22 protein-coding genes, 1 tRNA gene and 1 riboswitch are annotated in these 23,177 nt (G+C 57.5%); of the genes, 1 reads left to right on the top strand and 22 read right to left on the bottom strand.

The features are described from left to right. Positions 1-122: 122 nt before the first annotated feature. The 3 genes from ON16_RS08115 to ON16_RS08105 all read right to left on the bottom strand — a co-directional run bounded on the left by ON16_RS08115 (position 123) and on the right by ON16_RS08105 (position 3,099). Positions 123-1,184, bottom strand: coding sequence for a DctP family TRAP transporter solute-binding subunit (locus tag ON16_RS08115; RefSeq protein WP_040661195.1), 1,062 nt, complete (start codon positions 1,182-1,184; stop codon positions 123-125). Between the two features lie 80 nt (positions 1,185-1,264). After that, the gene (locus tag ON16_RS08110) at positions 1,265-2,575 is read right to left on the bottom strand and encodes a TRAP transporter large permease (RefSeq protein WP_040661194.1); all 1,311 of its coding nucleotides are present in this window, start codon (positions 2,573-2,575) and stop codon (positions 1,265-1,267) included. After that, positions 2,575-3,099 carry a TRAP transporter small permease gene (locus ON16_RS08105; RefSeq protein WP_040661193.1) on the bottom strand — a complete coding sequence of 175 codons (525 nt, stop codon included), beginning with the start codon at positions 3,097-3,099 and terminating at the stop codon, positions 2,575-2,577. Before ON16_RS08105 ends, ON16_RS08110 begins: the two co-directional genes overlap by 1 nt. Before the next feature lie 397 nt (positions 3,100-3,496). On the opposite strand from ON16_RS08105, the gene ON16_RS08100 reads away from it, so the two are divergent. After that, entirely contained in the window at positions 3,497-4,210 is a 714-nt protein-coding gene (locus ON16_RS08100) for an MBL fold metallo-hydrolase (protein WP_040661192.1), read from the top strand. Positions 4,211-4,247: 37 nt separating this feature from the next. Here the strand turns inward: ON16_RS08100 and ON16_RS08095 are convergent, their stop codons facing one another. The 19 genes from ON16_RS08095 to selA all read right to left on the bottom strand — a co-directional run bounded on the left by ON16_RS08095 (position 4,248) and on the right by selA (position 23,167). Continuing rightward, positions 4,248-4,739 carry an E3 binding domain-containing protein gene (locus ON16_RS08095; protein ID WP_040661191.1) on the bottom strand — a complete coding sequence of 164 codons (492 nt, stop codon included), beginning with the start codon at positions 4,737-4,739 and terminating at the stop codon, positions 4,248-4,250. Between the two features lie 11 nt (positions 4,740-4,750). After that, positions 4,751-5,725 carry an alpha-ketoacid dehydrogenase subunit beta gene (locus ON16_RS08090; RefSeq protein ID WP_040661190.1) on the bottom strand — a complete coding sequence of 325 codons (975 nt, stop codon included), beginning with the start codon at positions 5,723-5,725 and terminating at the stop codon, positions 4,751-4,753. Then, positions 5,722-6,663 (bottom strand): thiamine pyrophosphate-dependent dehydrogenase E1 component subunit alpha, encoded by a 942-nt coding sequence (locus ON16_RS08085; protein WP_051131674.1) that lies wholly within the window; start codon positions 6,661-6,663, stop codon positions 5,722-5,724. The genes ON16_RS08090 and ON16_RS08085 overlap by 4 nt, the downstream gene beginning before the upstream one ends. 74 nt (positions 6,664-6,737) lie before the next feature. Continuing rightward, positions 6,738-7,745: a lipoate--protein ligase gene (gene lplA / locus ON16_RS08080; protein WP_051131630.1), complete on the bottom strand. Its 1,008-nt coding sequence runs from the start codon at positions 7,743-7,745 to the stop codon at positions 6,738-6,740. Positions 7,746-7,931: 186 nt separating this feature from the next. Further along, positions 7,932-8,630, bottom strand: a complete 699-nt coding sequence (locus ON16_RS08075; RefSeq protein ID WP_040661188.1) for a FadR/GntR family transcriptional regulator — start codon at positions 8,628-8,630, stop codon at positions 7,932-7,934. Positions 8,631-8,853: 223 nt separating this feature from the next. Beyond that, the gene (locus ON16_RS08070; protein ID WP_040661187.1) at positions 8,854-9,579 is read right to left on the bottom strand and encodes an SdpI family protein; all 726 of its coding nucleotides are present in this window, start codon (positions 9,577-9,579) and stop codon (positions 8,854-8,856) included. 218 nt (positions 9,580-9,797) lie between these two features. Then, positions 9,798-10,091, bottom strand: coding sequence for a hypothetical protein (locus ON16_RS08065; protein ID WP_040661186.1), 294 nt, complete (start codon positions 10,089-10,091; stop codon positions 9,798-9,800). 14 nt (positions 10,092-10,105) lie between these two features. Beyond that, complete coding sequence (gene grdD / locus ON16_RS08060) at positions 10,106-11,257, bottom strand: glycine/sarcosine/betaine reductase complex component C subunit alpha (RefSeq protein WP_040661185.1); 1,152 nt, start codon at positions 11,255-11,257, stop codon at positions 10,106-10,108. Between the two features lie 12 nt (positions 11,258-11,269). Then, positions 11,270-12,811: a glycine/sarcosine/betaine reductase complex component C subunit beta gene (gene grdC / locus ON16_RS08055; protein WP_040661184.1), complete on the bottom strand. Its 1,542-nt coding sequence runs from the start codon at positions 12,809-12,811 to the stop codon at positions 11,270-11,272. Between the two features lie 241 nt (positions 12,812-13,052). Beyond that, entirely contained in the window at positions 13,053-13,523 is a 471-nt protein-coding gene (grdA, locus tag ON16_RS08050; RefSeq protein ID WP_081579633.1) for a glycine/sarcosine/betaine reductase complex selenoprotein A, read from the bottom strand. A 184-nt stretch (positions 13,524-13,707) separates the two neighbouring features. Beyond that, complete coding sequence (gene trxA, locus ON16_RS08040) at positions 13,708-14,031, bottom strand: thioredoxin TrxA (protein ID WP_040661181.1); 324 nt, start codon at positions 14,029-14,031, stop codon at positions 13,708-13,710. A 20-nt stretch (positions 14,032-14,051) separates the two neighbouring features. Then, positions 14,052-14,993, bottom strand: a complete 942-nt coding sequence (gene trxB, locus ON16_RS08035) for a thioredoxin-disulfide reductase (RefSeq protein ID WP_040661180.1) — start codon at positions 14,991-14,993, stop codon at positions 14,052-14,054. 73 nt (positions 14,994-15,066) lie between these two features. Then, positions 15,067-16,371 (bottom strand): glycine reductase complex selenoprotein B, encoded by a 1,305-nt coding sequence (grdB, locus tag ON16_RS08025; protein WP_081579632.1) that lies wholly within the window; start codon positions 16,369-16,371, stop codon positions 15,067-15,069. A 22-nt stretch (positions 16,372-16,393) separates the two neighbouring features. Next, on the bottom strand, positions 16,394-17,686 hold the full coding sequence (locus ON16_RS08020; RefSeq protein ID WP_040661177.1) for a glycine/sarcosine/betaine reductase component B subunit: 1,293 nt from the start codon (positions 17,684-17,686) through the stop codon (positions 16,394-16,396). 16 nt (positions 17,687-17,702) lie between these two features. Beyond that, entirely contained in the window at positions 17,703-18,122 is a 420-nt protein-coding gene (locus ON16_RS08015; protein WP_051131629.1) for a GrdX family protein, read from the bottom strand. 148 nt (positions 18,123-18,270) lie between these two features. Continuing rightward, positions 18,271-18,379, bottom strand: a riboswitch (glycine riboswitch). Between the two features lie 287 nt (positions 18,380-18,666). Continuing rightward, positions 18,667-19,566, bottom strand: coding sequence for a selenium metabolism-associated LysR family transcriptional regulator (locus tag ON16_RS08010; RefSeq protein WP_040661176.1), 900 nt, complete (start codon positions 19,564-19,566; stop codon positions 18,667-18,669). Positions 19,567-19,649: 83 nt separating this feature from the next. After that, positions 19,650-19,746 (bottom strand) — tRNA-Sec (locus tag ON16_RS08005). Between the two features lie 113 nt (positions 19,747-19,859). Continuing rightward, on the bottom strand, positions 19,860-21,791 hold the full coding sequence (gene selB, locus ON16_RS08000; RefSeq protein ID WP_051131628.1) for a selenocysteine-specific translation elongation factor: 1,932 nt from the start codon (positions 21,789-21,791) through the stop codon (positions 19,860-19,862). Beyond that, positions 21,788-23,167 (bottom strand): L-seryl-tRNA(Sec) selenium transferase, encoded by a 1,380-nt coding sequence (gene selA, locus ON16_RS07995; protein ID WP_040661175.1) that lies wholly within the window; start codon positions 23,165-23,167, stop codon positions 21,788-21,790. Before selA ends, selB begins: the two co-directional genes overlap by 4 nt. Positions 23,168-23,177: the final 10 nt, after the last annotated feature.

Below are 23,177 nucleotides of genomic sequence, written 5' to 3'. Positions count from 1 at the left end.
CTAATTGTCAAAATTTTCACTCGTGCGGCTCTGAAAAAGCGTGGCGACAGTCGCCTGCGGCCACGCTTTTCCAGTTAACGCAACTTACAACTTTTCGTAACCTTGTGCCGTAGACCGAAAGCTTAGGCCTCGGTGAAGGCAGCGATCAACTCGGGAGTCAGCTTGGCAGAGAAGTCATCATAGCAGGAGGCGGAAGCATCCTTGAACTCCTGAATCGCCTCGGGAGTCAGTTCGGTAACCGTGACGCCCGCATCGGTCCACTTCTGCAGAACAACCTGATCCTGCTCGCGCTCCAGCTGACGCTGATTCTGAGCAGCCTTCTGGCCGCACTCGTCAACGATTGCCTGCAGCTCGGGAGACAGAGAGTTGTACAGATCGCCATTCATGGTGAAGAAAATGCAGTCATACACGCCAGTCCAGTAGGTAACATACTTCTGAACCTCGGAGATGGAAGCGCCGTCGGCGGTGGGAAGGGGGTTCTCCTGACCGTCATAAGTACCGGTCTGCAGGCCGGTGTAAACCTCGGACCAGTTGGCGTTCGCCCAGTTGGCGCCCCACTTGGTGTACTCGGCGTTCAGCAGCTCAGAACCGGCAACACGGAGCTTCAGGCCCTTCATAGCAGCCAGAGAATCGATAGGACGGACGCTGTTGGTGGGATGACGGAAGCCATTCTCACCAACGCCCAGCAGGTGCAGGCCCATGCTCTCGACAACTTCGCCCAGAGCCTGGCCGCCAGCGCCATCCAGCTTTGCATCGACATCCTCGAAGGAATCGAACAGGAAGGGCAGGGAGACCACGTTCAGACGCTGGTCGAACGCAGAATAGATCAGGTTGGAGTGAGCGGAGAGTTCAGTGGTGCCGTCGATGGCGGCCTGAATGCCCTCGGACTGGTTGCCGGCAGTCAGCTGGTCAGCAGCATAAACCTCAACCGTGACAGCGCCGCCGGTGGCGTCGGAGACCATCTGACCAAAGTCGCGGCCCATGTCTGCCCAGCAGGTATTCTCGGTAGCGGAGCAGGCAAACTTCCAAGTCTGCTTCTCAAAAGTGGTGCCGGAAGCAGCAGCGCTGGAAGAGGAGCCGCTGGACGCAGCAGGAGTGGAGGCAGCGGAGTTGCCGCCGCCGCAGCCGGCCAGCAGCGTGGCAGTCATGGACAGAGCCATGGCCAGTGCAAGAAACTTTTTCATGGTTTTTCCTCCTTAAAATTTTGGTTGCGTAATCAAGTTGCGTTATCTGAAATCACTTGCGTGATGGCAGATCCTTAGGATCAGGTAGCAGCGCCCAGGAACACGGTGGAGAAGAAGGGAACATAAGTGACGATCAGCAGCGTGATGACGCAGGCGAGGATCATGGGCCACACAGCCTTGGAGATCGTCTCGATGGTCACTCTCGTCTTGTCCTTGATGTCCTTCAGCTTATCGCTGACGCCGATGGCCACAAACAGGTTCACGCCCACGGGAGGAGTCACCTGACCGATTGCCAGGTTCACAGTGGACAGCACACCGAAGTGGATGGGGTCGATGCCCAGCTGCTGCGCCACAGGGAACATGATGGGGATGAAGATGTACATGGCGGAGTTTGCGTCCACGAAGCAGCCTGCGATCAAGAAAATCACGTTGACAATCAGCAGGAAGATGTACTTGTTGCCGGAGATATTCAGCAGCAGAGTCTGCGCTGCGCCGGAAATACCGTGGACGGTGCAGATGTAGGAGAACAGGGTTGCGCCGCCGATGATGAGCATGATGCCACCGGTGGTTTTGCCGGAGTCGACCAGCAGCTCATACAAATCCCGGAGCTTGACCTCGCGGTAGATAAACACGCCGACGATCAGGCCATACACCACGGAAACGGCAGCGGCCTCGGTCGGAGTAAAGATGCCGCCATAGATACCGCCAAGAATGATTACGGGCATCAAGAAGCCCCAGAACGCGGTGCGGAAGGACTTCCAGCGAGCATTCCAAGATGCCTTCTCACGGGATGCCTTCAGTCCCTTGCGGCGAACCTCGATCATGATAACGATCACCAGAGCAAGGCCCATCATGATGCCGGGGAGGATGCCGCCCATGAACATGTCGCCCACGGATACGCCGGTAATGGAGGCATACACCACGAACGCGATAGAGGGCGGAATGACGATTGCAATGGAAGATGCAGTTGCCATCATGGCGGAGGAGAACGGCGCGGAGAAGCCGCCGCGGTTGATCATGGCGGGAATCAGAATGATGCCCAGCGCCGCCACGGTAGCCGGGCCGGAACCGGAGATCGCGCCGAAGAAGCAGGCCACAACGACGCACACGATGGCGATACCGCCGCGGCGGTGGCCGATGCAGTCGTCAATGAACTGAACCAGACGGGTGGAAATACCGGCCTTCGCCATGATGTTGCCAGAGAGGACGAAGAACGGGATTGCCAGCAGCAGGAACTTTGCCATGCCGTTGTAAACGTTGGTGGGAACCACGGAGAGCTTGTCCCCGGAGTAAATCATAGCCAAAACGGACGACAGGCCCAAACTGGCGCAAATGGGAATATTCAGAAACAGCATGATAAAGAAGGAACCAAACAGGATCAGGTTAATCATCAGTTGCTTCCTCCTTCTTCGTTTGTTTCGGGCTTGACGCAGGCCGCGTTGTTCGTCATCACGTCAATGCAGAACTCAATGGTATGCAGAATCAGGAACACACAGCCAATGGGCAGGAAAATGGTGAAGATCCACTCAGGCAAGCCCAGAGAAAAGGTGCGCTTTCCGTTTGCCAACTGAGCCAAGACCTTGTCGATACCGGTCTTCATCAGCAGCACCCAGAACGCCGTGTTCGCGACGGTGATAATGAGGACGAAGATCTTCTTTCCGCCGGCCTTCAGCCGGTCAAAAACCAAGGACAAGCTAATCAAGCTGCCCTCTCGTGCGCACAGTGCGCATCCGAGCATAATCAACAAAATAAACAAGTTGATGACCAGCTCCTCGGTCCAAGCAAACTGACTGTCGCTCAGTTTCCGGACCACGACGTTTGCGAAGGTGATCACAGTGACAAAAACCAGAACCGCGCTGAGAATGACTTTCTCAATTCCGGCGATGACATCCATGATCTTTTTGTAGACTCTCATTCGATCAATCCCTCCTGTTGATGCTGCGGTCTTCGCGGTAGAATATTCATGCGTTTTTTTCGGATAATCAATCGTGTGCCCCGAGCATAGCGCAAAATTTTCATCCGTGCAGATCCGCTCCACAGAAAATTATGAATTTTCTGTTAATGTGGACAAGTATATCACTGTTGCATAGAAATATCAATTCTTTGCCCTGAATTTCGCTGCGTTTCAGCGCTTTACATATGATTCAAAGCAAAAAAGAGCATTTTGCACAAATTGTCGTTTTTTTAATTTCGTAAGGGTCTTTAAATTTTTCTGGCTTTTTTTATGAGCCGTGGTATACTGACAATAGCCCGTGCGAATTTCACAAAAGTGGAAATTTATTCAAACCATCGTCCAAAGGAGTGCCAGCAATATGTCTTCATGCCAGATCACCCTCAGCGCCAACGCGGGCGCAGCTCTTCACCTTGGCAGCGTCCGCCTGTGGGCAGACGCTTTGCACGACAAAACCGTCTCAGGCTTTTCCACGCTTACCTCGGAGCTTCAAGCCGCCGTGGCGGCTCATCCGGATTTTGCGGACCCAAACCTAATTTTTTACACCCACTGCCACCCGGACCACTTTTCTCAAGTCCTGACGCAGCAGGCGCTGACGCGCTGGCCCTTTGCCGAAGTGATTCTGCCGGAGCGGCAGTTTGAAGATCAATTGCTGCTTTCCCGTCCCCGGGAGCAGTTGTTCCTGCCGGAACTTTCCATTCAGTTTGTCCGCCTGCCTCACGAGGGGGAGCAATACGCGGATGTCGCTCACTACGGCTGCCTTCTGGACCAAAACGGGTTCCGGGTTCTCATCCCTGGGGACTGTGCCGTGGCAAGCCCCGTTCTGCGTGAATTTCTGATGGAAACCGGGCCGGTGGATCTGGCTCTGCTGGATTTTCCATGGATCACGCTTAGTAAGGGGCGGCGGTTCATCGAGCAGTTTATGCAACCCCGCCATCTGGCGGTGTACCATCTTCCCTTTGCATCGGATGACATTTTCGGATACCGTCGTGCCGTGACAAAAGCCGCAGAGCAGGTTCAAGTGGAAGACCTGCGGCTGTTCTTGGAGCCGTTTCAGTGCGAAAACTTTGGATAGGTTCTACGGGAACGCGCATTGCGCGTTCCCTTTTTGTTTAGGTCAGCATGGTCAACGGCTTTTCCAGCAGTCCCTTCATGGACCGCAGCAGCTTTGCCGCCGCCTCGTCGCTCATTGCTCCGGAGTCGTAAGCCAGATGTACCCGGGCATGTCCGTCCGTGGGATCTCCCACCGTCATGGCGGCAGTCTCCCCTTCGTTCAGAACCGGCAACGCGCCCTCAATGCCGTCTCCCGCGAACCGGACCGGCACAGACAGCCGCTCCGCGGCCCGCTGGGCAAATGCAGGAAATGTCAAGGCCCCGTCCAGAGTTTTCAGAGCCGCCAGCAGTTCACGGACATCCACCGTGGTGTAATATCCAGCCACACCGCCCGCGGCGGAATTTTCCGCCGTCTTCGCCGCGGCGTCCACGTCCCTCCAGACAATCCGTCCATTGGGGCCGCTGCCGGTCAAAGTCTCCAGCACCACGCCCAATTCTCTTGCCGTTTTTCGGGCGTAGGGCGACACATGGAGCCTCATTTTCTCAGCCATAGCGCCCTCCCTCAGCGGCCCAGCGTCTTTTTCACGCCGGAGACGATATCGGCCGGATGGGGGAATTCCGCATCCTCCAGCACCGGAGCAAAGGGAGAAACCACGTTTAACCCCGCCACACGGCCCACCGGGGAATCCAGCTCGTCGAACAACTCCTCGGTGATCTGGGCAGAAAGCTCCGCACCCACGCCGCCGCGCTTGACGCCTTCTTCCACAACGACCACGTTGTGGGTTTTGCACACAGATGCCTTCACCGTCTCCCAGTCCAGCGGCACCAGTGTCCGAAGGTCCACGACCTCCGCGTCGATTCCCTCCGCCGCCAGCGTTTCGGCGGCTTCCAAGGCAAAGTAAACCTGCCGGGACCAAGTGAGGATGGTTACATCCTTGCCCGACCGCTTGATATCGGCTTTGCCCAGTGGAATGATGTACTCGCCGTCAGGAATCTCTTCCTTCTTGGCGTAAAGCAGCTTGTGTTCCAAAAACACCACCGGATCGTCGTCCCGGATGGCGGCCTTCAAAAGGCCCTTGGCGTCCGCCGCCGTAGAGGGGCAGACCACCTTCAGTCCGGGAATGTGGGTGAACAGCGCTTCCAAACACTGAGAATGCTGTCCGGCGTTCCGCCGACCTGCGCCCATGGGTGCCCGGAAGACCACGGGAATTTTCACCTGTCCGCCGGTCATGTACCGCAGCTTTGCCGCCTGATTCATCACCGGATCAAGGCACACCGTAATAAAATCGTCGTACATCCACTCCACCACGGGCCGCATGCCTCGCATGGCCGCGCCCACGGCGATGCCCGTGAAGCCGGATTCGCTGATAGGAGTGTCGATCACCCGGTTCTCGCCAAACTCGTCCCGAAAACCGTGGGTAATGGCAAACACGTTGCCCATCACGCCAACGTCTTCGCCCAACAGGATCACGTTTTCATCCCGCTCCATTTCCTCATGGAGCGCCTGGCCAATGGCCTTGCTAACGGTGAGTTTCATCGCAGCACGCTCCTTTCGTTGTCAGAGGAGTAAACGTCCTCGATCACCGCTTTGGGATCCGGATCGGGTGAATTCTTTGCAAACTGATAGGCCCCCTCGATCTCCGCCGACACACTGCGGTCAATGGCTTCGATCTCCTCGTCCTGCACACCCAGCTCCAAAAGCCGGGCACGCGCCTTGTCAATGGGGTCCTTGGACTTTCCCTCTTCCAGATATTCTTTAGGCCGATAGGCGGCGGGATCACCGCAGTAGTGGCCCTGATACCGATAGACCATCGTCTCAATGAGAGAGGGTCCGTCGCCGGAACGGGCGCGTTCCACCGCCCCGGCGACGGTGTGGAAAACTGCTTCGACATCCGTACCGTCCACGGTGACGCCGGGGATGCCGTAGGCATCCGCCCGGCCCGCGAGACGGTCGGTATTAGTGATACGGTGAATCTCCGTGGAGACTCCGTAATGGTTGTTTTCAAGCAGGAAAACCATGGGCAGCTTCCATGCTGCCGCCATGTTCAGCGTCTCGTGAAAAGTCCCTTGGTTGGAGGCTCCATCACCGAAAAACGCCATGGTCACCGCGCCGTCTCCCTTGATCTTTGACACCAGCGCGCTGCCCGCCGCCAGCGGGATACCCGCTCCCACAATGCCGTTGGCGCCCAGAATCCCCCGGTTCACGTCCACAATATGCATGGACCCGCCCCGGCCTCTGCAATAGCCGGTTTCCTTGCCAAACAGCTCCGCCATGGACCGGTCCGTGCTGGCGCCCTTTGCCAGACAGTGTCCGTGTCCCCGATGTGTGGAAGTGATATAGTCCGACTCCTTCAGCGCAAGGCATGCGCCCACGCCGCTGGCCTCTTGGCCCATATACAGGTGAATATTACCCGCCAGCTCACTGCGGGTAAAGCACTCGGCGGCCTTCGTTTCAAAGCCCCGGATCAGTGCCATGCGCCGGTAGGCTTCACGGTACCAGTCCGCTCCGCAGAGCGTTTCTGCTGTTTTCACTGGACTGCCCCTTTCTCTTATTCCGCGCGAAACATCGTGTCCAAAATCTCGTCTCTCTGAATTCCGCCAAACAGTTCCGCCAGCGGGAAACGGTCCAACACTGCCGCCGCGTCCTCCCGCCGAAAAGCACAGCCCTTCAGCGCTTCCGTCAGCTCGTCCAGCGGGCAGACAGAAAGGAAATCGCCGTAAAACACAATGTTGGAAATATGGCCCTTTTCCACCGCGATCTGCGGCTCTAAGGTTCCACCCTCAAACCGACGCTTATCGGTGAAATCGTAATGAGGAGAGCGCCCGAAATTCCACTCCCAAGTGTCGTACTTGGTGCGCTTCAGCGTCTCCACAGCAGCCAATTCCTCAGTCGTCAGCGCATCGGGGACCAGACCGCCGCCCGCCAGCGCCGTTTTCAAATAGTTCCAAAAGTCCGTCATGCTCATTTTTTCGGGCAGGAACTCTCGGATGTTCCCAATCCGGCTCCGAACGGACTTTGCACCCTTGGACTGGAATTTTGCCGGGTCCGCATTCAGTGCTCCGGCCACCATACCGGGATTTGCATCGAACAACAGCGTACCGTGATGGAGGATGCGGCCCTTCATCAGCCGCTGGGCAGTTCCGGAAACCTTGCGGCCCTCCACCAAAATGTCGTTCCGGCCGGAGGCCTCCGCATTCAGGCCCAAGCCCTTCAGCGCTTCTACAATCGGTTTTGTGAACCGCTCCATGGTCAAACGCTCGGCATTCCCGGCGTCGGTGATAAACGAATAGTTCAGATTACCCAGATCGTGATACACTGCGCCGCCGCCGGTGGTGCGGCGAACCACATGAATGTGATGCCCCTCCACAAAAGTGCGGTTGATCTCCGCTTCAGCGTTTTGGTTCTGGCCAATGACGATGGTATTGTCGTTCTGCCACAAAAGCAGGTAGTCGCCCTGCGTTCTGCGAGCCAGCACCGTTTCTTCAAACGCCAAATTATAGCAGGGGTCTTGTGATCCCGTTTCTAAATAATTGGTCAGACTGCTAATAATGAACACACGCTCCTTGTTGCATTTTTGGTAGGACCAATTACCGGCCGACGGTATAATGGTATGTTGGTCATACCAAATAACTTATAGTATCACCATAACATTTCGCTCCGCAGTAGTCAAGTTCAGACATGCGGAGCGAATGCCAAATTTTATGTCGATTTATTTACAAAGTTAACAAAAGGTTCACTTTTTTCAATCCCGATCCGGATATTTTTCCGTGAATTCTGAAACAATGGCCAGATGAAGCTCCATTTCCCGCTTCGCCAGCTCCGCGTTCCGCGCCATCACCGCCTCATAAATTGCGCGGTGGGACGCCTGCGTCCGCTGCTGATACTCATGCGAACCCAGTGTAAAAAGCCGCCGCCGAATGTCGGCGATCATACTATTGGTCAAGTGAATCGTCGCGGCCAGCATCACGTTGTGGCTGGCCACTGCCAGCGCATCGTGGAACTCCACGTCGGCCATATAGTCGTCCGGCTGGGCCTCCAAATGCTCAATCGCCTGATAAATGGAGGCGAGGTCCTCCGCCGTGGCCCGCTGGCAAGCCAGCCCCACGATGGCCACTTCGTTGACCAAACGAAATTCGTTAAAATCCTGCTGAATGTCCGGCTGATTGGACGCGCGGACAAAAGAGATGGCCTTTTGGATGTAATCTGCATCCCGCATGACCACCTTTCGGTTTCCTCGGTTCTCTATCGCACCCAAGAACTCCAAAATGGCGAAGCACTCTCGAAGCGAGCCGCGGCCCACGCCAAGAGTTTCCGCCAAATCGCGCTCCGAGGGCAACTCCTCACCCACCCGGATCTGATTGCTGTCAATGGCAGCGATCAGCGCCTGCATAACAAGTTCCGGGATCTTGGGTGACGCGTATTGAATTTTTTCCAGCTGCATAGCTGTGCCTCCCTTGTTTGGTAATACCATGATACCATTGTACATTTTAAGCGTCAAGAAATCCACATGTAAAAAAAACGGCGTTTTTTTGGAATTCTCGTCAAATAGGCATTAAAATCGCCGTCCTTTTGGACGGCGATTCAGTCTTTCCTTAACTTTTGCGTAGGGTTGAAGCCAAGAGCAGACAGGACCCCGCAGAAAACACCGTTCCGGTGGAAACGCCTTACAGTTGGCCCCTGTTTGCGTACCGTGCGGCATAGGCCATCGGGGCCAGCAATGCCGCCACAATCAACACAGCGGTAAACACGGTGGAAGTCGAGGTCACCATGACTCCCCCAATCACCAAAAGCCCCGCCGCCATCCAGACACGGCTGGCAAACAGATGAACGGCTTTCCAAGCGGTGTCGTTGTGCTCCGTAGAGGAAAATCGAAGGGCGATTCGGGCGTCCCGAGGGCAGTCCCACATATGACCGCCCAGCATCATCAAAAGCAGGCCCAAGACGCAGGGCGTGACAAAGGGCAGCGTCAAATCCCCGCTGGAAGACTGCAGAATCATGCCGCTGCAAAAGAGAACAGAAATCAGAGAAAATCCCCATCTGCCCATCAGCCGAACCGCAGGCTTGGGAATCGTCATACGCTTTTGGTTGGCCATGAGCTGCCCGTGGGCAATCAGATCCATCAGGCACATGAAGCCCGGAAGGCCAAAAGCTACCACCCAGCGGGGAATGGAGTCGTCCTGACCGTTGCTGCCGATCAGTCCGCTGGGTACAACCTCCGGAATTTCGCTCCACAACCGCGCGCCTAAAATCATGGGCAGCGCACAGGCGATCAGCGTCACGGTCAGCAGTGCTCGTCCTTTTTCTTTCGATACCTGCTTACCAAAAATCTTCGCACCCGCAATCTCCGCCTCCCGCTCCGCGGCAGACTTTTGATTCTTCTTATTGCTCATGGTGGAAATAGTTCCTCCTTCAAGGCCCGGTGGGCCGCAAATTGCAATGGGTGCATCATATCACATCCCTGTTGGATTGTAAAGTATGTCTCCTTTGCCGTTTTCCGCCGCCGAACCCCACGCCTTTGCCTGTGACAGCAGCCTTCCCCTTCGCGCCACAAAAAAAAGCGCGAAAGGGCCGCCGAAAAAATATGTTGGCTTTTTCGGCGGCCCGCTTTTCAGTTCAGCCGGATTTCCTTTGCCGTTTCGGGCTTAAAATAGCCCTTCATGTCGTACTTGTTGTACCCGGAGAAGTCGGACAACGTCCGTCCCTCCAGCGAATAGCTGCGGATAAACCGCTTGCCATCCACTGAGGTCCAGTTCTCCGCATCCCAGCTCAGGTAACCGTCTTCGTCGGTCTGCTTTTCTGCAAACAGCAAGTCCACCTGCCGGTTATGATTGGCCACCAGATCCACCAAATCCTCCCACGTCAGGTCCTTTTCGCACTTTTGGATCACGTCGTTGACTTTCATCACGCAAAACCTCCTCAGCCCACGTATCCGGCCTTTTTCAAGATTTCCAAGGCTTTTTCGTGGTTGGCCTCGCTCATCATCACCAGCGGGCCGGTGCAGCCCATGCCGCTTTCGGCATAGATGCCTACCTTCCACAGCGCCTGCACCGCATCCTCCAGATCCATGACCTCGATGCCGGGGATACTGGCGGTAACCGGTTCGGAGGGCGGGGCTTTCACAGTCTCCCCCGCATCGGCAGATTTTGCGGCGGCTTTGCGGGCCTCTAAAATCTTGTTTAGTCCCGCCTTTTCCGCCTTGGCAAATTCCTGCTCCGCCACTTGGAACACCTTCCCCCGCACCAGCTGGGCAGCATATTCCAGCGCGTTTGCGATCAGCGGCGCGCCAGAGGCTCGGGAGATGATGAGGATTAGCTTTTCGTAGCCCTTGCCGATGCCGGGGCCGTAGCCATACCCTGTGGCTTCAAAGCTGCCGCCGGTGGTAAAGGCGGAGAGCATTTTAATGAGCACGTTGCCCGTCAGGGAATCCGTTACCAGAATGTCCGGCGTGCCTTGCAGCACATCGTTTCCCCGGAGCACCGCGCCGCCGTCCGCCCGGGAGGACTGGGCGAACTGGAAGTCATAGCCGCCCTCCTGAAGCTGCTTGAGCGCCATTTCCGTCTGCCGCGCGCCGTCCACATTCAAAATGCCTACGGTGGGGTTCTGAACGCCGCTGGCCTTGGCAGCAATGATGCCGTACACCGCGTTTTTAATCATGCCCTCAATGCGGTCAGCGCTGGAGGTGCCGGTGGTGTTAGCGATGAACATTTCGCGCCCCTGCGCCGGAGTCACCGCCCGACCCACGGTGGACACGCCGATGGGAAACGGGAAATGCATGGTCACCGCACCGTCCACCTCGTGGGCGTCCACCATCTGCTCCATCTTTTTGTGGCCCTCTTCGTCGTCAGAGACATGAATCGTGGTGACACCGGGGGCTTCCAGCGTACCGATATAGTACACGTCCACGCCCCGCTTCGCCGCCATTTGGGCGGCGGCCATGGCGTTTTCCTCCCCATGCTCACTGCCCATGCCGGTCAGCGCGATTTTGGGGCGAACGCCATAGGACCCGTTTTCAAGGCCCTCTGCCATCTCCAAAAACGTCTTGGCAATGGTTTTTTCCAGATTACTCATGCTGCACCTCGCTCAATCCGTCTGCGCCAGCAGGGTTGCCGCAAACTCCTTCATGGCCTTGGCGATCAGGCTCTTAACCTGCTCCTCGCTGACGCCACCCGCAGCGGTTTCCTCACCGGAGTTCTTTTGGATGACGAAGGACACGCCGTCGAACAGGTTCGTCATGCGGCCAAGGAACAAAGAACCCTTGCCGACAATCATGACCCGGTTCAGCTTGCCCGCCAACAGGTCTTCCCGCGCAAAGCCGATATAGGGCACACCGGAGGGGATATGCCCCTGCGTGGGCGCCCAGCCGGTCAGGCCGTGCTCCACGGGGAACTTCATCAGGTCAGCCTTCTCAATCTCGCCCCGCTTCACCGCCAGAGCCGCGATCATCTTATAGTTCGCCAGAGGCACGTCGCCCGCGCCTGCCGGCTTGGTGATGTCGGGATTCTGCATCTCGGGGGAATATTTGTCGATATCGGTGATTTTCAGACCTGCCCGATCCAGAGGCGCGGTGACAAGGCTGGAAATGACCGCCTGCGGCGCGGAGCCGGTACCCACACAGTGGCGGCCCAACAGGTCCAAATTGATTTCGGGGTTCACACCGTCGTTCCGGGTCACCACCACAGCAAAGCCGCCGATCATATCCTCCAGAATGGGCAGGCCTTTTTTCACATGATCCTTGCCGTTCATCCCCAGCTTGGCGGTGCAGCCGCCAGCGGTGACCACCACGGTTTGATACGCGCCGGAGGCGACCAACGCCGCGGCCTCAATCATGGCGTGGGCCGGAGCGGCGCAGAAGCCCCGGCAGTCCGAGCCGGTGGCGCTCATCAGGCCGGCGATCTCCGCGGCGGACTTGGCAAAGTTGCCGCCGCCCCGCTGGTTCATATCGCCGCAGGCCTCCTCCGCGCAGTCGATGACATATTCCACTTCGTTCTTGTCAATGCCCGCATTTTTCACAGCGGACAGCAGCGCCAGAACGGAGGATGCCTTGGACACCAAATTTTCGTGCATCACATGGGCAGAGAGATTCACGTCGATGTCATGGGCGCGGTTCACGCAGCCCACCAGCTTGTCGTGGTCGTAAAGGCCCTCGGAGTGTTCTTCGCTCACCAGCCGGGCAATTTCCGCTCCGTCCACACCGTCGTTGATCCGGGCCATGATCGTCTCGTCCATCAGGGGGTTGGCGGCAAGAGCCGCCTTGTGCGCTGCCACAAAGTCCTTGTCCAATTTTACCAGATCAAACACGTCGCAGCTTTGCATCAGCAGCAAAAATTCCTCCTGCGGCATGATCTGTCCGAACTTGCCGTTCCGCGCGTTCACGTCGCAGACCTTGTCGTGCCAAGGCTGCTCCACGGCGGAAAGCTCGTCGGGCGTTTTGTTGCCAATGTACACCTGATTGGGCCAATAGGAGAGGGCCTGTTCAAAGCTGCGGAGGTGACTGGGCAGCTCCTTGAGGTATTCGCTGTCGGGATTGACGATCCGCTCGGTGGTCTGCGTGGTGCCGTTGCGCAGCACCATATCGGGCGTATGGACCAAAATGTAGCCCGCGCCTTTGATGACACTCTTCATGAAAAATACCGTCCTCTCTGCGTTTCAAAATAGAAGTTCCGTTATTTTAAGGAGAATCAGCAACCTTAAAAAAGCAAAATGTGTGCGCTTGACTCTCACCACAAAGGGCAAAAATCACTTCAAATCATGCTGATTTGAGCGCCCATTCGGCCTTAAAATCCAATTTTCACAACCCGGAGCAGACAAAGCCGCACCGATCAAAAGTGGAATCTAAAGGGGGGACAACGTCCCCCCTTTAGATTTAGTACTTGCAGTACTGCTCACGGATGGCAGTCATTTCATTGACGATGTCGTCAACGTCCAGAACCATTTCCATCATGCTGACCTGCTCGTCATAGACGGCCTCATCGAATTCCGCCTTGATCTCAGGCTCGCAAACGTGATAAACCTTGAGTCCCAACTGGACTCCTGTCAACGGACCGGCATAAGTCGGGTCACCATTGGTGACCGTCTCAGCAGCAAGGCCGGAAGCCTCGCCCTCAGATGCACCCAGAAGAACGACAACGTTCTCGGGGCCATACTGCTCGGCGAACTCCTTAACCCGCTTCTGATTTTCCAGATCCATTGCACCAGCGGCCGTTCAGACGAAGCACTCCGTCGAGGAAAACACCACTTCAGCGCCGGCGCTCTTGGCGCAGGCCTCAATGGCCTGACCGGGGATGCCGTCGCGGTCGCCGATGATGACGACTTTCTTGCCCGCTAAAATGCCCATGTTTCTGTTCCTCCTTTTCTGTAAGATTATAGTCAGCCTTTCGGCTTGCTACCGATTGTCAGGAGGGGACTTTGCCCTCCCGCGGATTCCCACGCGCCGGTTTGCAAACCGGCGTGGGCGCACAAAGTCACACGAGTCGGGGTATTTTGTCAGGCGTATATCCTGTCAAAATAACCTCAGTTTTTTAGCCCACGTACTTCTTGATCATCGCTTCCACGTTTTCGGGCGTGGCGTCGTCCTTCACGCAGGAGTCGATCATCTCTCCGTTTTCATATACGGCAATGACCGGCAGACCCAGAATCTTCTGCCCAATGGCAAGGCGGCGGGCCTTGGTGGTGTTCAGGGCGCAGAATTTCAGTGTATCGCTGGCATACTTCTCCGCGAACTCATGCACATGGGGCATCAGAGCGGCGCAGGGAACGCAGCCGTCACCATAAAAATCCACAACGACCTTGCAGGGTGCCTGAAGCACTTCAGGCTCAAAGGTAGTCTTATCCAGTTCCAGCATGTCTAATCTCTCCTTTTGTTTTATTTTAAATTGGCAATATAATGTTCGGCCTGCATGGCGGCAATTGCTCCGTCGGCCGCAGCAGTGACCACCTGCCGCAGGCTCTTCACCCGCAGGTCGCCTGCGGCGAACACGCCGGGAAGGTTGGTGTGCATGTTGTCGTCGGTCTTGATATAGCCGTTTTCCATGTCCACAAGCCCGTCGAACAGCTTTGTATTAGGCAGCAGGCCGATGAACCCGAACAGACCGAACATGCCGTCTTCCTCGTCCGCCTCAATGGTGGTCAACTCGCCGGTCTTGGTGTTTTTGACGATCATCTTGGAGAGAATCTCGTCGCCGTCCACCTCGTCCACCACGCTGTCCCACATAAAGTGCATCTTCGGATTGGCAAACGCCTTCTCCTGAATGGACTTGGCGGCCCGCAGCTCGTCGCGGCGGTGGATCACCGTCACCTTTCGGGCAAACTTCGCCAGATACATGGCCTCTTCCACGGCGGCGTCTCCGCCGCCCACCACATACACCTCGAAGTCCTCAAAAAACGCGGCGTCGCAGGTGGCACAGAAGGAGATGCCCTTGCCCACGTACTTGGCCTCGTTCTTGCAGCCGATGGGCCGGGGAAACGCGCCGGTGGCCAAAATTACCGTCTTGGCCAGATACTCGCCCTTGTTGCCCGTCAGCTTCTTCACATCGCCGCTGAGGTCCACGGACTTGATGACGTCCCCGACCCGTTCCGCGCCGAATTTTTTGGCCTGCTCCGTCATCCGGGCAATGAGGCTGGGGCCGGTTTCGCCCTCCAGCTGCTGCCCGGGATAGTTTTCAATCTCATTGGTGATGGCAATTTGTCCGCCATCCTGTCCCTTTTCAATAATAAGGGTGTCCAGACGGCTGCGCCCGGCATACAGCCCGGCGGCCAGTCCGGCGGGGCCTGCGCCCAGAATAATCACATCATAGACTTTGCTCATTGCTTCACCGCTCCTATGATCGCTGCCCCACGGCGGCCTATGCGGCCGCCGTGGGGGCGATATTCAAATCGTATCAGACCTCGAAAATGGTCTGGTCCTCGACCTCGGTGGTCAGCGCTTCCAAAGCGCGGGTCACCAGCTTCTTGCGCAGGGCGTACTCCTCTTCGGGAGTGAGGGCGGGATTGCCCAGAGGATGGGGGATTGCAATGGTGGGAACGATCCGGTTGGCACCCACCGTCATGGAGATCGGAGTGACTGTGCACATATGCACCACGGGAATACCCGCGCGCTCAATCTCTTTAACCATCGTTGCACCGCAACGCGTGCAGGTACCTCACGTGCTGGTCATAATGACCGCGTTTACGTTGGCCTGCAGGAGCTTTTGCGCATACTCCATGGCGAACTTCTTCGCGGACGCAACGGCGGTGCCGTTGCCGACGGTGGTATAGAAATAGTTGTGGAGCTTGCCGATCTTGCCTTCTCGCTCAAACTCCCGCATCACGTCCACAGGCAGGACGCGGTTGGGGTTCTCGTTGGCATAGACCGGATCGTAGCCGCCGTGGGCCGTCTCATAGGTTTCCGCCGTCAGCACATCCACGCCGTCCAGACAATACTCCCCATAGTGGGAGGCGGAGGAGGACTCGATGTGGTCGGGGTTGCCCTTGGGGACGATGCCGCCGGAGGTGCACAGGGCAATGGTCGCCTTGGACAAATCCTTGATGGCCTTGTTGGGGGCCACGCGGTCGAAAGAGGGCATGGGATACTCGGTGGTAAAGGGTTTTTCAGCAAGCTTTGCCAGCAGCATATCCACCGCGCGCTTGGAGCCGCGCTCCTTCTCGAAGAAGTTCTTGCGCACGCCGTTGGGCATATAGCCCTCCTCGCAGGAGGCGCCCAGCGCTTCGCCGCGCATCAGCTTCATAGCCAGCTTTGCCATAGCAGGGGCAGCCTTGCGCATACCGGCGGCGGAGTTGGTGGTGGCGACGATGAGGATTTTTTCCTTCATGTCCGCGCCGGGGTTCTCCTCGTACATACCGGTGAGGACGGGAATGCCCAGTTCTTCCTTCACGGCCAGCGCCACGTTGGCGCAGGCATAACCATACCGTCCGGCGTTAAACGCAGGACCAGCGATGAACAGGTCCGGCTTTGCCTCCTTGACCCACGCCAAAACCTGCGCCTTGGCGTCCTTTTCATGCTCGGCAAAATAAGAGTCGCCGCACACAATGGTCTGCACGATCTCCGCCTCGCCCTTCCACGCCTGATTAAAGGCAAGGCCGGGGCCCACATGCCCTTCCCGCAGTTCGGGAGGCACATGCGCCATTTCCTCGCCGCCGATATTGGCGAAGAACTGGTTAATGTAATGAACTACACGATAACTCATGGTTCTCGATATCCTCCTTTCCTTATCTTGCGCTCAGGCAGTTGAAGCCCATCTCGTTGGTGGCGCCGGTGATGACCTGCAGCTCCGCTTCGATGGTCCCGTCGGGACGCAGAGAGCCGGCATGTCCGCCGGCGATCTTATCCACATAATCCAGCGTGCCGATCACCTTGTCCATCGCGGGCAGGATGATGACCTCGTTGGCGTTGCCGCCGGTGACCACCGCATCCGCCAGAGGATCGGCATCCGCCAAAGACTGGGACTTGCCGTCCTGTCCGGCGTATTCATCGGTGATGATGGTGGTCTTCACGCCCATCTGCTCAATCTTCTTGGTGTTCATGATGAGGTCGGTGTCTGGATTGCCAAAGCCCTCCTGAGAGACGATCACGCCGTCCAGATCCAGCAGGCGGCAGAGTTTGGCGCTCCAGTCGGAAGAACGCATCTTGTCGGCCAGATACACGTTCTCATTGGTGATGATGTTGCACACGTAGTTCAGCGTTTTGCCGTGCTGCGCGAACAAATCCGCCACCACGGGGTTGTTCTGGTGATGATAGGTGGTATTCTTGTCGCAGGCGGACACGCAGTTGCCGGAGAGAATCGCACCGTCCATCGTCTCGGTGGGGTAAATGATGGTGGTCAGGCTGCGCTTGGCATCCACGCCGTAAACATAGGTGTCGTGCAGCAAACCCTGAGACTGGAGCATATGGACATAGGCCACGCGGGGAAGGTCCGGGAATTTCTCGATGCCTTCCTTGATGCCGTAAGTCTCGAACTCCTGCGTGTCATCGGGAGTGACAGCGCGGCCCAGCTCGCCCACAAACGTGGCGGCGCGAAGGCCCGCGATCCGGACAGCATGCTCGTACTCATGCTGATGAACGCCCTCTACCGGCTCGCACACCAGCACCAGATTCAGCAGCTTGGAGAAAGGGGTATAATCCGCGCCGGGACCGGACATGTCGATAACGCCCTCTTGGAAGCCCACAATCTTGCCGGCCGTGACGACGGCCATCCCGCGAAGCACATGCGTCTTGCCGGAGCCGACGGTGTCAACCTTGGCGATGACGCCGGGGAACTCGCCGCCGGGACCTTCCACCTTCACGCGGGGCTCGATGACATCCTTCACCGGAGTAATGCGCACGCTCTCGCCGGGCTTGGCGATGTCAAAGTGCGCTGCCTTGACACAGGCCTTCACGTCGTCGTCCTTGAATACGAAGTCTTTCACTTCATCGGCATTGACGTAAAGCGTTCCGTTTTCTACCTTGCATTCCTTTGAAAATTGAATGTCCTTGATCTGGATAAAACCCAGTTCCAATTTCAAAGTGAGCACCTCCTTTTCATTTTTTGTTACATGCGTTACTAAGACCCGCTGCGGCGTCAAAGCCCAAGGCGCCGGAGAGCAGGGTATAGTCAATCAGTTGGAAATCCTCCCTTACCTTTTGGGATAATTCCCTGTGCCGGGGCGCAAATTTGTCGCAGGCAACGATACTGTTGGCCATGATTTCCGCCTGATCGGCCTGCATCTGCCCCGCCGTGCGGGACACCACCACGGATTTATACGGCGTCTCGTTGGGTTTTACGCTGCCTGCCAAGGGATGTGTATACAACTCGTGTCCCTCGTAGACCATGTCCCGCGCTTTCACCAAAATGTCCCGAAGGGACAGGTCCGCAAAAAACCGGATGGCATACCGTCCGTCCATACAGGTTTTTACCAGCGGATTATTGGTGAGAATCAAATACTGGCGGTCACTTGCCATTTTGGCTCTCCCCTTTCTTCGGGGCACTGAAAAAATAAAAAGCAGGGACAGGCAATACAAGTCCTGTATTGCCCGACCCTGTTCGTTTACCTGAGAGATTCCCCGTGTTGGCGGGTTGCTCCTTCGGCGCTTTCGCTTTCCAGAGTGTAGTCGGGTTGCAGTCCTTTCGCCTGAGATGTTCATACCACGCCGGCAAGCTGCGATACTTATTCCTTCGGCCCCGCTTCAATAATGAGCAGATCTCCTGCAACCGTCATCCACATGATTCACTTTTTCAATGGAGACTCTGCCCCATGTACATCCCTATTCTAATCTGCTCCCGCATTTTGGTGCAAGGAAAGAATTCAATTTATAGGATTTTACTATAAATACGATTCAGCAAATCGACGAGGGTATTTTCCCCAAATATAATCATAATTCTTCCTAATATGCTCAGACTTTGTTCATTTTTTCACACTTTTTCAACGTTTTCTTCAGCACATTGCCGCAATTTCCCCGCTATTTCTATGAAATTTTTCTCCGTTTTGCACAATTCTTATGTCAATTATTCCAGACTTCGGCGGTAGAATTCCTCTGCAAAACGGTAGAAAACCTGAGCCGATGGAGAGAGCACGCTGTTTTTCCGGCGAAGGATATAGAGCTTTCGCCGGATTTTGACCGCAGGCAGCTCAATGACCAGCAGTCGCTCCCGCTCTTCTGCCACGCTTTTGGAGAGGACGGAGATTCCAACGCCCTCCTCCACCAGACGCTCCGCTTCCTCGTTGGAGGAAACCTGCGCGGCGATATGCACGCCCGCCGGGTCCACGCCCATGGCTCTTAAAAACAGCTCCGTCTCCCGGCGGGTGCCGCTGCCCTCTTCCCGGAATACGAACGGCTCCCGCGCGATGCGGCGCAGAGAAACTCCCTCCTGCCGATAGGCCCGATACCGCGGCGTGTCCGGGGCCACCATCACCAGATTGTCGTTGGCGAACTCCCGGGCAATGCACTTGCCGCCGGGAAGCGTGCCGCAAAAGCCGATCTCAGCCTTTCGCTCCGTCACCTGTTCCACCGCGCCGGCGCTGTCCGTCATGCGCAGATCAAACTTCACATCGGGGTGCCGCTTTTGAAATGCCGCCAGCAGTCGGGGCAGAAAATATCGGCCCGGAACTGTGGACGCGGCCACGGTGACCGTGCCAGACAGTTCTGTGGCAAACCGGCGCATCTCCTCGCCCGCCTGCCGCCGAAGCGTCAGCATCTGTCCCGCGTATTCCAGTAAAATCCGCCCCGCCTCCGTGGGGCTGACCTCGCGAGTGGTTCGGGCGATCAGGGTCAGTCCCAGTTCCTGCTCCAGCGCCGTGACATGAGCGCTGACGGTGGGCTGGCTGACATGCAGCAGCTCCGCCGCACGGGAAAAGCTGCCGGTTTCCGCCACATAGGTGAACGCTTCCAGCTGTCGCAGTTCCATAAGCCCTCCTTCGGCGCTCTGCGCCGCAAGCATAGTTTACCGGGACAAAAAAACGGGACGCTGCGCAGATGCGCGGCGTCCCATGGCGGGAATATGTGGGAATCGAACCCACCTGGGCAGCTCTTCACCACCCTCACCGGTTTTGAAGACCGGGGGGCACACCAGCACCCATCTACTCCCACGAAAATCGCCGCTTTCTGCGGTCGACGGCGTGATTATACCATGTCCGTCCTCAAATGGCAAGCCCTTCCTGCGGCGCGGACGCGCCCAGCGCTATCCCCCGCGTCCGCGCTTCACGGCTGGTTTTCTTTCAAAAACTGGGGATTTCCAAGGCGGCGGAAGTCCCCCTCTTTTTTTGTCACATGGGTCCGGTCCAAATACTCTAAAATCGCCAGCGCATACTTGCGGGAAGTGCCCAGCGCATCCCGCAGTTCCGCCAGTGTGATCGTCTCATGCTCCGCAAAGTGCTGCGCCACCACGCCGCACACCCGCTGATAGGTCTTCTCATGATAACAGATCTGGGGCGCGAGCATCACCAGCTCCCCCGCCGTGAGAACGCTGTCCAGAACCTGTTTTGCATCGGCCTTTTCGTTGGGCGCAAACTGAGCCATGATCTCCTCTGTGGTGGCAGGCTCGATGTCCGCTTTGTAATAGCTCTCCAAAAGGCGCTGCTTGATGGCGCTCTGCTTTTTGGTGAAGTGGACGAAAAATTCCGCCAGCGCATACCGGTCCGCCACACGGCGGATGCTCCCCTCTTCACAGAGCTGATTCAGCAAGGCGTCCGCCGTGGTCTGATCCATGGCCTTGAACAGCTTTTGGCGCAGTTCGGCAGCCTTCATACCCGCATGAAGCGGATTCTTTTTGTGATAGTCTCCCAACAGCGTCCGGCAGGAATCCCGCACGCCGTCCATGACCTCCGCCGCGGCAAAGCGGTTCGGCAGCGGCTCCACCAGCCGCCCAACGCTCACCAGCTCCCGCAGCTCTTCTTCCAGCTCCGTGATGTCCATGCCCAGCTTCCCCGCCAGCTTTCCGCCGTCGGGCAGGGCTGTGCCGAATTCCGCCGTCACCTGCACAACCCGATCCCCGCTGGACCCGCTCTCCCGAATCTTCAGCGCCTCCAGAACGGCAGGGACATTGCGCCGGTGCCGCACGGGTGCATCGTCCAGAATCGTTCCTCCGCCGATGGTTTCCAGCGGCGAGAGGAATCGGATCACGAACCGATCCCCGTTCTTCGAGGCAATCGGCTCCGTCAGCCGCAGCTGGGCAAAGCAGCTCTCGCCGGGGTTTAAACTGTCCCGGTCCAGCAGTACAATCTTAGCCAGCAGCACCGCCGCGCCATGGTACAAATGCACCTGAGAGTCGTTTAAAATCACCCGCTGGGAATGGCGCAGATTTTGCAGACGCACGTCCAACATTAAGGATACCCGAACACTGTCGGGCTTCACCACCGCGTCGCCCCGCTGGACATCCGTCTTTTTCAGTCCCGCCAGATTCACCGCCACCCGCTGGCCCGCGTAGGCAGTCTCCACATCTTTTCCGTGGACTTGCAGGTTTCGGACGCGGGTTTCCGCACCGGAGGGCGCCAGCTGCGCCAAATCCCCTTCGTGCATGGCCCCTTCAATCAGCGTGCCGGTAACCACCGTGCCGAATCCGTCCACGGAAAACACCCGATCCACCGGCAGGCGAAACGGCACCCGCAGATTTTTCTCCCGGGCGCGGAGCACCAGCTGGTGCAAATCCTCTTTCAGCTCTGGAATGCCCTGCCCGGTATAGGCGGAGACGGTGTGGATGGGCTTTCCCTCCAAAAATGTCCCTTCGACCCGCTGGGCAATTTCCTCGTGCATCATCTCCAGCCACTCCGGGTCCACCATGTCGGCCTTGGTGATGACCACAAGGCCGTCCTTGATGCCAAGGAGGGTCAGAATGCCCAGATGCTCCACGGTCTGGGGCATGAATCCCTCGTCCGCCGCAACCACCAGCATGGCAAGATCAATGCCGCCGGCTCCCGCCAGCATGTTTTTGATAAATTTTTCGTGGCCCGGCACATCCACGATGCCTGCCTGCGTTCCATCGTCAAAATCCAAGTGGGCAAAGCCCAGCTCGATGGTAATGCCCCGCTTCTTCTCCTCCTGCAGCCGGTCGGTGTCAATGCCGGTGAGGGCCTTGATGAGCAGGGTCTTTCCGTGGTCCACATGGCCCGCAGTGCCGATGATGACATGTTTCATAGTGCGCTCTCCGTCAACGCCTGCACGATGCAGGCAAACTCGTCTTCCCGCAGCGTGCGGGCGTCCAGCAGATACCGGTCATGGGCAATGCGGCCGATAATGGGCCGGTCCCGCAGGCGCATGGCCGCTTCCAGATTGTCCACGCTGACCCGTCTCGGCGTTACCGCCACGGCAAAGGTGGAAAGCAGCTGGGTGGGAACGCTTCCGCCGCCCACCTGATCTTCAGACGGAACCACCTCCGCGTCCACGCCCGCCTCTTGAGCAAGCGCGCAGAGCCGCAGTGCTTTCATCTTGAGCGTCTCCGGCGCTGCCGCCAGCATGGACAGCGTTGGAATTTCCGTCTCCGCCGTGCCGTCGGAATAGGCCCGCAAGGTCGCCTCCAGTGCCGCTAGCGTCATTTTGTCCAGCCGCATGGCGCGATAGAGCGGGTGGCTGCGGAACCGGTCGATGTACTGCTCTTTTCCCACGATAATACCCGCCTGCGGCCCGCCCAGCAGCTTGTCGCTGGAAAAGGACACCACATCCACCCCCGCCGCGACGGACGATTGCACCGTCGGCTCGTCATGCAGGCCAAACCGCTCCAAATCCCACAGAGAACCGCTGCCCAAATCCTCAATCACCGGCAGGCCCTTTGCATGGGCCAGCGCCGTTAAATCCGCCAGCGGGACGGACTCCGTGAAGCCCTGAATGCGGAAATTGCTGGTGTGCACCTTCATCAAGGCCCGGGTATCCTCCCCGATGGCTTTTTCATAATCCGAAAGATGCGTCTTGTTGGTGGTGCCCACCTCTCGCAGTTTTGCGCCGCAAGTTTCCATGATATCGGGAATGCGGAACGAGCCGCCGATCTCCACCAGTTCTCCCCGAGAGGTGACCACCTCTCCCCCCGCCGCCATGGCGGATAAAATCAGCAGAACGGCGGCGGCGTTGTTGTTTACCGCCAACGCGCTCTCCGCGCCGGTGAGACGGGTCAAAAGGCTCTCCACATGGGCGTATCGGTGTCCCCGGCATCCGGCGGACACATCGTATTCCAGCGTACAGTAATGCTCGGCGGCATCCCGGGCTGCCTCCGCCGCCCGCCGGGAAAGACACGCCCGGCCAAGATTTGTGTGCAGCACCACGCCAGTGCCGTTGATGACACCCCGTAAAGAGGGCAGCGCCGCCTGACGCGCCAGCGTCTCCACCTGCGCGCACAGCGCGGCCCGCTCGGGAAGCGTCTCCCGCATTCCCGCCAGCACCTCCCGCCGGAGGCCATCCAACGCGGTACGAACTGCGTCGGTCACCGTCTGGGCAGGCATTTTTTCCATCAGAACCCCAACACTTGGTTCCTTCAGCAGGTCGTCCACCTTGGGGATTCCTCGCAGTAATTTCTGATCCATGACCCTACGC

The organism is Oscillibacter ruminantium GH1 (genome assembly GCF_000307265.1).
In the GTDB taxonomy this organism is placed as follows: domain Bacteria; phylum Bacillota; class Clostridia; order Oscillospirales; family Oscillospiraceae; genus Oscillibacter; species Oscillibacter ruminantium.
This window is presented reverse-complemented; position numbering and strand designations above follow the sequence as displayed.

What these genes read in the sequence shown, in the direction of transcription:
- ON16_RS08115 (WP_040661195.1), bottom strand. Translation starts at nt 1,184, where the DNA reads ATGAAAAAGTTTCTTGCACTGGCCATGGCTCTGTCCATGACTGCCACG.
- ON16_RS08110 (WP_040661194.1), bottom strand. Translation starts at nt 2,575, where the DNA reads ATGATTAACCTGATCCTGTTTGGTTCCTTCTTTATCATGCTGTTTCTG.
- ON16_RS08105 (WP_040661193.1), bottom strand. Translation starts at nt 3,099, where the DNA reads ATGAGAGTCTACAAAAAGATCATGGATGTCATCGCCGGAATTGAGAAA.
- ON16_RS08100 (WP_040661192.1), top strand. Translation starts at nt 3,497, where the DNA reads ATGTCTTCATGCCAGATCACCCTCAGCGCCAACGCGGGCGCAGCTCTT.
- ON16_RS08095 (WP_040661191.1), bottom strand. Translation starts at nt 4,739, where the DNA reads ATGGCTGAGAAAATGAGGCTCCATGTGTCGCCCTACGCCCGAAAAACG.
- ON16_RS08090 (WP_040661190.1), bottom strand. Translation starts at nt 5,725, where the DNA reads ATGAAACTCACCGTTAGCAAGGCCATTGGCCAGGCGCTCCATGAGGAA.
- ON16_RS08085 (WP_051131674.1), bottom strand. Translation starts at nt 6,663, where the DNA reads ATGGCACTGATCCGGGGCTTTGAAACGAAGGCCGCCGAGTGCTTTACC.
- ON16_RS08075 (WP_040661188.1), bottom strand. Translation starts at nt 8,630, where the DNA reads ATGCAGCTGGAAAAAATTCAATACGCGTCACCCAAGATCCCGGAACTT.
- ON16_RS08070 (WP_040661187.1), bottom strand. Translation starts at nt 9,579, where the DNA reads ATGAGCAATAAGAAGAATCAAAAGTCTGCCGCGGAGCGGGAGGCGGAG.
- ON16_RS08065 (WP_040661186.1), bottom strand. Translation starts at nt 10,091, where the DNA reads ATGAAAGTCAACGACGTGATCCAAAAGTGCGAAAAGGACCTGACGTGG.
- grdD (WP_040661185.1), bottom strand. Translation starts at nt 11,257, where the DNA reads ATGAGTAATCTGGAAAAAACCATTGCCAAGACGTTTTTGGAGATGGCA.
- grdC (WP_040661184.1), bottom strand. Translation starts at nt 12,811, where the DNA reads ATGAAGAGTGTCATCAAAGGCGCGGGCTACATTTTGGTCCATACGCCC.
- trxA (WP_040661181.1), bottom strand. Translation starts at nt 14,031, where the DNA reads ATGCTGGAACTGGATAAGACTACCTTTGAGCCTGAAGTGCTTCAGGCA.
- trxB (WP_040661180.1), bottom strand. Translation starts at nt 14,993, where the DNA reads ATGAGCAAAGTCTATGATGTGATTATTCTGGGCGCAGGCCCCGCCGGA.
- ON16_RS08015 (WP_051131629.1), bottom strand. Translation starts at nt 18,122, where the DNA reads ATGGCAAGTGACCGCCAGTATTTGATTCTCACCAATAATCCGCTGGTA.
- ON16_RS08010 (WP_040661176.1), bottom strand. Translation starts at nt 19,566, where the DNA reads ATGGAACTGCGACAGCTGGAAGCGTTCACCTATGTGGCGGAAACCGGC.
- selB (WP_051131628.1), bottom strand. Translation starts at nt 21,791, where the DNA reads ATGAAACATGTCATCATCGGCACTGCGGGCCATGTGGACCACGGAAAG.
- selA (WP_040661175.1), bottom strand. Translation starts at nt 23,167, where the DNA reads ATGGATCAGAAATTACTGCGAGGAATCCCCAAGGTGGACGACCTGCTG.